This window comes from Dapis purpurea BLCC-M126 (assembly GCF_050015975.1).
Lineage (GTDB): Bacteria > Cyanobacteriota > Cyanobacteriia > Cyanobacteriales > Microcoleaceae > Trichodesmium.
This window is the reverse complement of record NZ_JBNHER010000206.1, coordinates 1-8,848: the sequence shown is the minus strand read 5'-3', so window position 1 is coordinate 8,848 and position 8,848 is coordinate 1. Positions and strand designations below refer to the sequence as shown.

Annotated in this window: 7 protein-coding genes; 4 read left to right on the top strand and 3 right to left on the bottom strand. The window is 42.2% G+C overall.

Features of this window, described 5'->3' with window-relative positions; translation table 11 throughout:
• Nucleotides 1–147 precede the first annotated feature (147 nt).
• Nucleotides 148–1,938: a translational GTPase TypA gene (gene typA / locus ACP6PL_RS18030; protein WP_426546651.1), complete on the top strand. Its 1,791-nt coding sequence runs from the start codon at nucleotides 148–150 to the stop codon at nucleotides 1,936–1,938.
• 405 nt (nucleotides 1,939–2,343) lie between these two features.
• Nucleotides 2,344–3,255, top strand: coding sequence for an Rpn family recombination-promoting nuclease/putative transposase (locus ACP6PL_RS18025; protein WP_426546650.1), 912 nt, complete (start codon nucleotides 2,344–2,346; stop codon nucleotides 3,253–3,255).
• Nucleotides 3,256–3,798: 543 nt separating this feature from the next.
• Here ACP6PL_RS18025 and ACP6PL_RS18020 read toward each other — a convergent pair.
• Nucleotides 3,799–4,560, bottom strand: coding sequence for a transposase (locus ACP6PL_RS18020; protein ID WP_426546649.1), 762 nt, complete (start codon nucleotides 4,558–4,560; stop codon nucleotides 3,799–3,801).
• A gap of 398 nt (nucleotides 4,561–4,958) precedes the next feature.
• On the opposite strand from ACP6PL_RS18020, the gene ACP6PL_RS18015 reads away from it, so the two are divergent.
• Nucleotides 4,959–5,159 (top strand): hypothetical protein, encoded by a 201-nt coding sequence (locus ACP6PL_RS18015; RefSeq protein WP_426546648.1) that lies wholly within the window; start codon nucleotides 4,959–4,961, stop codon nucleotides 5,157–5,159.
• A 255-nt stretch (nucleotides 5,160–5,414) separates the two neighbouring features.
• Here ACP6PL_RS18015 and ACP6PL_RS18010 read toward each other — a convergent pair whose 3' ends face one another.
• The gene (locus ACP6PL_RS18010; RefSeq protein ID WP_426546647.1) at nucleotides 5,415–6,119 is read right to left on the bottom strand and encodes a PEP-CTERM sorting domain-containing protein; all 705 of its coding nucleotides are present in this window, start codon (nucleotides 6,117–6,119) and stop codon (nucleotides 5,415–5,417) included.
• Nucleotides 6,103–6,558, bottom strand: coding sequence for a hypothetical protein (locus ACP6PL_RS18005; protein ID WP_426546646.1), 456 nt, complete (start codon nucleotides 6,556–6,558; stop codon nucleotides 6,103–6,105). The genes ACP6PL_RS18010 and ACP6PL_RS18005 overlap by 17 nt, the downstream gene beginning before the upstream one ends.
• A 972-nt stretch (nucleotides 6,559–7,530) precedes the next feature.
• Between ACP6PL_RS18005 and ACP6PL_RS18000 the strand changes: the two genes are divergently transcribed.
• Complete coding sequence (locus ACP6PL_RS18000) at nucleotides 7,531–8,754, top strand: HhoA/HhoB/HtrA family serine endopeptidase (protein ID WP_426546645.1); 1,224 nt, start codon at nucleotides 7,531–7,533, stop codon at nucleotides 8,752–8,754.
• The last annotated feature ends 94 nt before the right edge of the window (nucleotides 8,755–8,848 follow it).

Sequence of the window (8,848 nt, the reverse complement as noted above, 5' to 3'; positions counted from 1 at the left end):
TGACTCCTGACTCCTGACTCCTGACTCCTGACTCCTGACTCCTGACTCCTGACTCCTAACTCCTGAATTGTGCATAGCGCTATAGTCCCTCCATCAGCTACAATAGTTAAAGAAACTTAACAGTAATATCTGTAATATAAACTTCTTATGTCTCTTCCTATTCGCAACGTAGCCATCATCGCCCACGTTGACCATGGCAAAACTACCTTAGTTGACTCGCTCCTCAAACAATCCGGTATCTTCCGCGAAGGGGAAGATATTCCTGATTGTGTCATGGACTCTAACGACCTAGAACGGGAACGTGGGATTACAATTCTATCTAAAAATACTGCCGTAAAATATAAAGATACCCTGATAAATATCGTTGATACTCCTGGTCACGCTGACTTTGGTGGAGAAGTAGAACGAGTCCTTGGTATGGTGGACGGTTGTTTACTAATTGTCGATGCCAACGAAGGCCCAATGCCACAAACTCGCTTCGTCCTGAAAAAAGCCCTCGAAAAAGGTTTAAGGCCCATTGTTATTGTTAACAAAATCGACCGTCCCCGGGCGAACCCCCACACTGCTGTTGATAAAGTTCTCGATCTATTTCTCGAACTGGGTGCAGATGATGACCAATGCGACTTTCCTTATCTATTTGCCTCTGGTTTAGCAGGTTACGCGAAAAAAGACTTAGAAACAGAGTCAAAAGATATGCAGTGTTTATTCGATTCTATTTTAGACCATGTTCCTCCTCCAGTGGGAGACCCTGAAAAACCTTTACAGTTGCAGGTGACAACTCTCGACTATTCAGAATATTTGGGTAGAATAGTAGTAGGTCGTATCCACAATGGTGTGATTAAATCTGGGCAACAAGCTGCAATTGTAAAAGAAGATGGCACAGTTGTAAAATCAAAAATCTCAAAATTAATGGGGTTTGAAGGTTTAGCACGCATTGATATTGAAGAAGCTGCTGCTGGTAATCTTGTGGCAGTTGCCGGGTTTAGTGATGCTAATATTGGTGAAACTATTACTTGTCCTAATGAACCTCAAGCTCTACCTCTGATTAAAGTAGATGAACCTACTCTACAAATGACTTTCTCTGTCAATGACTCTCCATTTGCAGGGAAAGAAGGAAAATTTGTAACTTCTCGACAAGTGCGCGATCGCCTAATGCGAGAGTTAGAAACTAATGTTGCATTACGAGTAGAAGAAACTGACTCTCCAGAGAAGTTTTCTGTTTCTGGTCGTGGGGAACTGCACTTAGGTATTTTGATTGAAACTATGCGTCGAGAAGGTTATGAGTTTCAAGTCGCACAACCTCAAGTTATTTACCGGGAAGTCAGCGGTCAACCATGCGAACCATTTGAACTTTTAGTAATGGATGTTCCCGAAGATGCGGTCGGTGGTTGCATCGAAAGAATAGGTCAGCGCAAAGGCGAAATGCAGAATATGCAGGTGGGTACAAATGGTCGTACTCAATTAGAATTTTCTGTTCCTGCTCGTGGTTTGATTGGTTTCCGGGGTGAGTTTATGCGTCTCACCCGTGGGGAAGGTATTATGAACCACAGTTTCCTAGACTATCGTCCGTTGGTTGGTGAAATTGAAGCTCGACGCAATGGGGTAATTATTGTTTTTGAGGAAGGTGTGGCAACTTTTTATGCTTTGAAAAATGCTGAAGACCGTGGGGTGTTCTTTATTACTCCTGGTACAAAGGTGTATAAAGGTATGATTGTGGGAGAACATAACCGCCCTCAAGATTTAGATTTGAATGTTTGCAAGAGTAAGCAGTTGACTAACCATCGTTCTGCAACTGGGGATGAGTTGGTACAGTTGCAAGCGCCTGTGGATATGAGTTTGGAGCGGGCGTTGGAATATATCGGACCTGATGAGTTAGTGGAAATTACACCGGAGTCAGTGCGGTTGCGGAAGCTGAGTAAGAAATTGGTGAAAAAGTAAGGCAGTTATCAGTATCAGCAAAATTTGTAGTGGATTGTTTCATCTAAAATGTTGCAATAGAAAACTCTCTAGAGATTGCTTCACTGTCGTTCGCAATGACAATTCTAACGCACAGTTTTAGATGAAACAGTCCAGTAGGGTGCGTTATACGGCTAAAATTTACACTGTCAAAAGTATTTAGGAATCCGTCGTAACGCACCATTTCAGTTTATAAATAAAAATATCAAATTCTTGAGCTGATAGTTATAGCAAATCCGGATAATTACTATGCCCAAGTCATTGCGACTGGGACGGAGTGGAAGGAAGCAATCTCAGGGGTCCCACGAGATTGCTTCCTATCGTCGCAATGACGAGTGTTCAATCAGATTCTATAATTATTAATTATCAATTGGGAGACAAAATACTATGAAATTTGTTAGTCCTAAGATAGATTATGCTTTTAAAAAAATCTTCGGTTCAGAAGAAAGTCAAGATATCTTAATTAGTTTTCTCAATGCAATTATTTATGGAGGGGAAAAAACGATTCAGTCTTTGACAATTGTTAATCCTTTTAATCCTGGTAAAATAATCTCATTAAAGGATACTTATTTGGATGTCAAAGCTGTTTTATTTGATGGTTCTCTGGTGATGATTGAAATGCAAGTGGCATGGATGGGTGCTTTTAATAAACGGGTAGCTTACAATTTAGCTAAAGCTTATGCTAATCAGTTAGAAATAGGAGAAAATTACCCTCGACTAAATCCAGCCATTGCTGTCACAATTACAGATTTTCTTTTATTTAAAAAGACTGAGAATGTGATTAATAAGTTTGTGTTTAAAGAAGAAGAGAAAAATTTTGAATGTTTGGATAAAGAATTGCGACTAATTTTTGTAGAATTGCCGAAGTTTAAGAAAGGTTTGTCTGAGTTAGATAGTTTGAGTGATAAGTGGATTTATTTTCTCAAAGAAACTGGTAGTTTAGATGAGATACCGGAGAATTTAGGAGCAGTTTCGGAAATAGAAAAAGCTTTAAATATTGCCGAACAAATTAACATGACGGCGGAAGAATTAGATATGCTTGAGCGCCGAGGTATGATGCTCCAAGATGAAAAAGGACGAATAAGTTATGCGGAAGAAAAAGGGGAAAAAAAAGGGCAATTACGGTTAATAATGCGTCAACTTAAAAAGCGTTTTGGAGAAATTCCAGAGGTAATAAGTAGTCAAATTGAAGATTTGTCTGTTGCAGATTTGGAAAATTTAGGAGAAGATTTTTTAGACTTAAATAGTCTAGAAGATTTGTTGACTTGGTTGCAGGAACGTTTAATAAAATCTGATTGAATAGTCGTCATTGCGACGATAGGAAGCAATCTCTGCAAACCCCTGAGATTGCTTCCTTCCACTCCGTTACAGTCGCAATGACGAGTGTAACTGAATAGTTGTCATTGCGACGATAGGAAGCAATCTCTGCAAACCCCTGAGATTGCTTCCTTCCACTCCGTTCCAGTCGCAATGACTACAAACTAATTATCTGGCTTTGATATTAGACATTTCTACAAAAGAGGGAGCAGGGAGAAAAAATTTTGCTTTGGCTCCGAAATATATTGGTATTAGCATTCTGTTTGGCAACGGCGATCGCCAAATAATTAGCCAAAGATCAATATTTAACAGTTTAACTACTGCCGTGTCTAGACTAAAATTGTGGGGTAGGAGCGGGCAACCTAGAAGACTTCTCCCCCAACCCCTCTCCTGCGAGGAGAGGGGGGATTTCTCTCCCCCTTCCCTTGCAGGGAAGGGGGTTGGGGGGTTAGGTTTTTTAACCCACATTTTCAAGCTTGACACGGCACTACAGTTTGTTACAGCTCCTAGCCAGATAAACCCCCCCTACCAACCGACAGAATAATAGGGAAAACGATTTGCTTTAATAAAATGTATCGCTGTCTCTGCTATTGCTGGAATTTCTATCAAGACAATTTTTTCTATTAAAAATGGTAACGGTATTTGTCCGGGGGATACCTTTGTTTTAGGAACTCTGCTTAATATTCCCCTCAATATTCTCTTTCCCCAGTCGCTTTTCTTGGTTGGTTTTTTCCTGGGTGTATAACGCCGACAAAAACCTTTGTATTTGTCAGCGCATTCTTCTAATGATGTACCTAATTCAAAAAAAGCTGGATGCCATTGAGTAATGCCATCCGTTGTTAGTTTTTCATAAGTGCCATAGTTACTGAAGTCGTAGAAAAAGCCTTCTCTCATCCCTGCTGCTTTGGGGTTGGCATGAATATAACGGATGGTGTTTAATGCTCTTTCTTTGTCGGAGTTGGGGAAGCCATGACAGGTATATCTTTGTTCCCAAAAGTGTCCTTTGCGGTTGAGGAGGGCGTTGAAAGACATAGCAGAATACCAATTTATCCAGTGCATGATTTTCGGTATATCATCAGGGTTGTCTGCTTCCATCAGGTAATGAACGTGATTCAGCATGATGCACAAAGCATACAGTTTGAATGGGTATTTTTCCTGTGCTTGTTTGATTATGTGTAGTAGAATTTCCCTGGTTTCTCGGCGGGTGAGATTGAAATCTCTGTTATTGCACCGAGTCGTAATGTGGTACGAATATCCTGCCTTGAATTCTCTTTTTGGTCTGCCCATGTCTTTTCAGTTATCAGTTATCAGTTGCTAGCCAGTAGTGTCGTGTCAAGCTTGAAAATGTCAGTTAAAGAACCTAACCCCCCAACCCCCTTGCTATCCCCCCTTGCCCCCCTTTGAAAGGGGGGAGGAGGGAAGGGGGAGTATTTTCCCCCTCTCCTTGCAGGAGAGGGGTTGGGGGAGAGGTCTTCATTTTAGTCTTGACATTTTTGTAGATTGGGTGAAGCAACAGCGCAACCCAACACCTATAGGGTTAACCTTTTGCTTTCAAGCAACCTTTATCAAACCGTACTTGCAAATCAAAGGATGTTGGGTTTCGGATACCTCAACCCAACCTACAGCTACTTCAGTTATTACCCATTAGTTCAATAGTTACCAGTTATATCAAGTCCGGATAATCAGTGATAGAACTCCGTTCCGCTTACGCGACCAAAAAGTATATGGTTTGTAGTTGGGCTTTAGCCCTATCTACAGTTCGGGCTGAAGCCCAACTACAAGCTTTAATTATAACTATTCAACCGGACATGATATTAGTTATCACAGTTATCATTTTTCAGCTTTTAATTACTCCCAACTTCTTCATTCTGTCTCCTGACTCCTGACTCCTGTCTCCTAACTACTGAATTACCAGTTACCAGAGTTTCATAGTTGTTTGTAGAACACTTATGAAAATCCCAACTTCTTCATTCTGACTCCTGTCTCCTGTCTCCTGTCTCCTGTCTCCTGTCTCCTGACTACTGATAACTGTTTCGCTGCGCGACATGAAAAGCGTAGCTCCTCCGTAGGAGGCTAACTGTAAAGTGCCAGGTATCGTTGAGAAAAAAAGAGAAGGGTAAACTTCTCTCTCTTCATTGTTTTTAGCCTTTGGTCTTTCTTTTGCTACCTAGCATTAAACCGCCAAGTGTGATAAAACCTAATGTGAGGCTTGGTTCCGGGGTTTGTGTGGGACGGGTGGATTGCGACACACAATTTGGTTGATGCACTGGACACACGAACACGAACGACACTTCCACTGGGTCCGACACGCTTCCCTCCACAACGACGGGGCTCTCCATCGCCGTTTCCGCCGCCGGTGACCCGACAGCTGGGGTGGGGGTGGGGGTGAACGAATACGAATACGCCCCCGCTTCCGCCGCCGCCGGCGCTGCTGGCGCTGGCGCTGGCGGGGCGTCTGCCGTTGTTTCGATGCTCGTGTTCAAAGGAAGAATAACACTGACTCCCACACTTTCGAGGACAGTCGCGCTCGCACTTTCTTCACCCGCCTCCGAGTTGGAGTTCGCGACCCCGCCGGAGGGCAGAAAAGAAACGGCGTAGGACTGATTTAAGAAGGACGCAACAGATACACGAACAGCAAAAGTACGGAATAATTCAACTAAAGAAATAAAAGAGCGGAAGATTGAGGCAAGGGCACGGGGAAGATTCAGCTGCCATCCCCTGAGCGCATCGATGGCGAGGGCAATCGATCGCGCCAGTGATCTAAGTAGATCAAGGACGAAGGGAGAGGAAGATTCAGATATCTCAGAAGGTTCCGAGAAAAGAAGACCTTTAAAGTTGGTTTGCACGGTTAAAGCGCGAAGGATCGCTAATAAAGATACAGGAGGGATCGGATAAATCAGGCAAACTTAGGAGCGGGATCGGAAGACCGGTGAGACCAGAGAAGGTCTCAGTCTCAAGCGAATAACTAAAATTCGGGAAGTCCCAAACGGTGAGTACAATTCCTTCTCCCCAATCAAACATGACACTCACAGGGCTACTCAACTCTGTATACTCTATAACCTTGTCCCCATCAGCATCTTCGCCACTGCCAACAATAGTCACGTTAAGCGTGTCTATCTCAAACGTGGTGACGAAAGATGCTGCTTGTGCTGAAGTGAGAAAGAGGGAAAAGGTTGCTCCGATGGAAACTGTTGCACCACCGAGAGCTTTTAGGAGCTGCTTGATCGAGGAGTCGAAGGAGGATTGGTTGGTAGATTTGCCCAGAGGGGATCGGATTTGGTTCATCTTCTTTTCTATTAATAATATAAACTTGGTCCACTTTAATATCAAGTATTAAGAGGAAGATAATCGACCCCCCCCTAGTGTCAAGAGCATTTCGCAAATCTTCATCAGAACTTCACATATTACTGACGCTGCAGAATCTTCATCAAAACTTCATACTATTACAACATCTTATGCCTGGCATTACGTTTTTGTATACGTTTGGATGTAGGGGCGGGTTCCCACGTTATACCAATTTGATAAATGTTTGCTCAAAGGACTAGGGAACTTTTTAGGAGTCAGGAGTCATATGGGAATAGCTTCTATATCATTTTATTTGGGAAATCATATTTTTTGAAGGTAAGGTAAATCTCCTGTAAAACCGATTGTCCTTACTATTCGTAACATTTAACAAATTGGTATTTTAACTCAAAACCAATAAAAATCAAATCAAGCGGAACCCGCCCCCATTTCCCATAGGGGCGCAGGGCGGATATCAGAAATCGGAAGCAGGGCAGGCGATCGATAAATCAATCAGTTACACAATTTTCGCATTTAACATGGGTAAAACCCGCCCCCACAATTAATGGAGGTAGGGGCGGGTTCCCCCCAGGGTGTTAATGAGAACTCAACAATATAAATAAACCCGCCCCCTTAGCGTCAATACCACTGGACACAGGGCGGGCGATCGATAGATTAATATCATGTATCAAGGTTTTCGGCTAAACCAGCGCCTACAAATTGCACTGATAACTGAAAAAACACCGCCCCAAGCAACCCACAGAATAATAGGGAAAACCATTTCCTTTGATAAAATTTATCGCTAATGTTTATAATTTTATTTATCACCATCAGGACTTACGCATGAGTAAGGCAATTTCCACGTTTGAGATTGCTATCCTGACGGACTGCTTCGCAAACGCTGTCGCTCGCAATGACAGAAACACGTTGTTCTGCGTAAGTCCTAACCATATTAAAAATCTATAGGAGTACACAATGAAAATTTCCGATCAAAAAAATTCAGCTACACCTCAAATAGGCGGTTATGTAATCGCTATAGCCTTAAGCACAGGCTTAACTTTAACCGCCATACGCACTTTCCCTAGAGTATTTCTGCCCACAGACGGCAAACAAACTACCGAAAATCAGCCTCAGCTAGCAGTAAACACAAACACCCCTAGAATAGCAAAAGTCCCCGTGACAGCCGACAGTTTTGTAGCCACTGCAGTTGAGAAAATAGGACCTGCTGTAGTGCGCATAGATACAGAACGTACAGTAGAGCGTAACTTACCTAACTTTTTTAACGATCCATCTTTCCGTCGCTTTTTTGGAGATAGTTTTCCTCAGTTTCCCAAAGAGTATCAACAACGGGGGCAAGGTTCAGGTTTTATTACCGATAGCAGTGGTACTATTTTGACTAATGCTCATGTTGTGAAAGGAGCAGATACAGTTACAGTTAAGCTGAAAGATGGGCGTAGTTTTGAAGGAAAAGTTAGGGGTTTGGATGAACCTTCCGATCTAGCAGTGATAAAAATTGATGGAGAAAATTTACCTGTTGCACCTTTAGGAAATTCTGGTGAGGTAAAAGTCGGAGATTGGGCGATCGCTGTCGGCAACCCCCTGGGATTAGATAATACTGTCACCTTGGGTATTGTAAGTTCTCTCAACCGCGCCAGTTCGGAAGTTGGTATTCCTGATAAACGCCTGGATTTTATTCAGACTGATGCTGCTATTAACCCTGGTAACTCTGGGGGGCCGTTGTTAAATTCCCAGGGAGAAGTGATTGGTATTAATACAGCTATTCGTGCCGATGGGCAAGGTATTGGGTTTGCTATACCTATAGATGAAGCCAAAGTGATTCAAGAAAAGTTAGCTAAAGGTGAAAGTATACCTCGTCCTTATATTGGGGTGCGGATGATTACATTGACTCCAGAAATCATTGAAAGATTTAACAAAAATCCCAATTCCTTAATACAACTTCCTGATACTGGAGGTGTTTTAATAGCACAGGTAATTCCTAATAGTCCAGCAGCTAAAGGCGGTTTACGACGTGGGGATGTGATTACAGAAATTGATGGTCAAAAAATTACTACTGCTGAAGAATTACAGAATATAGTTCAGGATAGTGAAATTGGTAAACCTCTAAAAATTACAGTAAAACGTGGTTCAGGAACTCAAACATTTTCTGTGAGTCCAGAGGAATTACAGGATGCTAGTTAATCAAAGTTATTTCTTGATTTGTTAATTATTATTGGCGGGGTTTACCGAATTATTAATTATTAATTGTTAATTAAATAATTGTGGTTTAAAGCCT